The organism is Pseudoalteromonas atlantica (assembly GCA_007988745.1).
GTDB lineage: Bacteria > Pseudomonadota > Gammaproteobacteria > Enterobacterales > Alteromonadaceae > Pseudoalteromonas > Pseudoalteromonas atlantica.
In genome coordinates, this window is record BJUT01000108.1 from 1 (window position 1) to 2,061 (window position 2,061).

General features: G+C 41.8%; 2 protein-coding genes. Both read left to right on the forward strand.

The features are described from left to right. Window positions 1-71 precede the first annotated feature (71 nt). On the forward strand, window positions 72-929 hold the full coding sequence (locus tag PAT01_RS19860) for an MBL fold metallo-hydrolase (RefSeq protein WP_138578500.1): 858 nt from the start codon (window positions 72-74) through the stop codon (window positions 927-929). Window positions 930-1,036: 107 nt separating this feature from the next. Then, window positions 1,037-1,984, forward strand: a complete 948-nt coding sequence (locus PAT01_RS19865; RefSeq protein ID WP_138578498.1) for an alpha/beta hydrolase — start codon at window positions 1,037-1,039, stop codon at window positions 1,982-1,984. The last annotated feature ends 77 nt before the right edge of the window (window positions 1,985-2,061 follow it).

Sequence of the window (2,061 nt, forward strand, 5' to 3'; positions counted from 1 at the left end):
TAGCCCCTAGTTTGAACAAATTTTAATCCGCAAAGGTCAACAGACCCTTAGAACATTAAACAGGATTGTGCATGCTTCGCTTATTACAAACACTACTTGCCACCAGCTTACTATTTTCAGGTTTTATGGCGCAAAGTTACGAAATTGAAGATTTAGGCGATGGCCTCCACCGCTTTATTGACGACAGACACCGCTCGGTATTTTTAATCACCCCACAAGGTGCAATAGTTACCGACCCACTTAATAAAAAAGCTGCCACGTGGTTAAAGGAGCAAATTAAAACCCGCTATAACGTACCGGTAAAATACGTTGTATATAGCCATAATCACAGCGACCATATTTACGGCGCAGAGGTATTTAAAAGCCCGCACACAACCTTTGTTGCGCACAAACTTACCGCCCAAGATATTAAAAACACAAAAATAAAAACGGTTATGCCTAACCTTACTTTTGATGATGAACTAATACTTAGCCTTGGCGGCTCAACCTTAAAACTTAACTACCACGGCCCTAACGATGGCCGAGGCTCGGTAAGTATGCTGTTCGAAAAGCAAAAAACACTATTTGTGGTCGATTGGATAGTCATTGGCAGAATGCCATGGCAAAAACTATGGAGCTACGATATTCAAGGTATGATTAATTCAACCCAAGCGGTTTTAAATTACGACTTTAATACCTTTGTGGGCGGCCATGCCGATATGGGTAATAAAGCCGATGTTGCACGTTATTTAAGTTATATAGAGCAACTGTACAACAAAGTAACCGCAGCAGCGCTTGCAGGGCAAAGCCTAGAGCAAATAAAACAAAACGTTAAGCTCGATGAATTTTCAGATTTAAAGCAATACAAAGCATGGCTGCCACTTAATATTGAGGGCGTATACGAGCGCCTTATGGAAGAGTCGGGCATGGGCTGGCGCAGCGATTTATAAATTGTATGCGTGTGCATTTGTAGCTTAAATGCAAGTGCATACGTATTCACATTGAATTAACAATGCAAGCTTGTGATAGTGCACTTTTTGTATGCTAAGGTGCCACCATGAAATTAGTTGCTTTACTGTTTAGCTTATCAATATTTGTAGTGCATACCAGCTATGCAAACACGCCCACCGTGCAAGTAAGCAAGGGCCATATTGAGGTGATCGACAATATAGAATCACAGTTTTTAAAAAACCGTTTTTTAAATGTATGGCTACCGCCAGGTTACAACAAAAACACCACCTACGATGTACTTTACATGCACGATGGCCGCATGCTGTTTGATGCCAATAGCACATGGAACAAGCAAGAATGGCGCGTAGATGAAGTAGCCGGCTCATTAATAGAGCAAGGCAAAGTACGCCCATTTATTGTGGTAGGCATTCCAAACGCCGTTGAAAACCGCCACAGCGAATACTACCCACAACAACCGTTTGAAGCCTTAAGCAAACAAAAACAAAACGCCCTATACCAGTTAGAAAAATACCCAGGCCACAAATTATTTGCCTCTAAGGTGAACTCAGACAACTACTCACGCTTTTTAGTTAAAGAAGTTATTCCTTACATAGAGTCTAACTACAACGTAAACAAAGGCGCGCAGCACCGCTATATTGGTGGCTCTAGCATGGGTGGGCTTATATCGTGGTATACACTACTTAATTACCCTAACGAATTTGCCGGCGCTATTTGTATGTCGACCCACTGGCCGGGTATTTTTAGCCACGACGACGAGGTATTTGCCGAGTTTAAAAATTACATTGCCAACAACATCGCCAAGCTAAGTAACCAAAAAGTGTATTTTGATTATGGCGACAGCACTTTAGATGCCATGTACCCTAAGCTACAAGCGCAAATTGATGATTTATTTATGGCGCAACAATACCCAGCAAAGCTATGGCAAAGCCAGTATTTCCCGGGGGAAGATCACACCGAAAACGCATGGGCAAAGCGCCTACACATTCCCCTTGAGTTTATGTTTAGAAAAACCAAACAAGCTGCGGCCGAGTAATCATTTATACCAATTCGTTTGATTAAGTGATCTATTTTGGATGATGGAAAAACGTGTTGATAGCTAGGCAAAAAATT

Excerpts from the sequence above, each read along its gene's own strand:
- PAT01_RS19860 (WP_138578500.1), top strand. The coding sequence starts at position 72 with ATGCTTCGCTTATTACAAACACTACTTGCCACCAGCTTACTATTTTCA.
- PAT01_RS19865 (WP_138578498.1), top strand. The coding sequence starts at position 1,037 with ATGAAATTAGTTGCTTTACTGTTTAGCTTATCAATATTTGTAGTGCAT.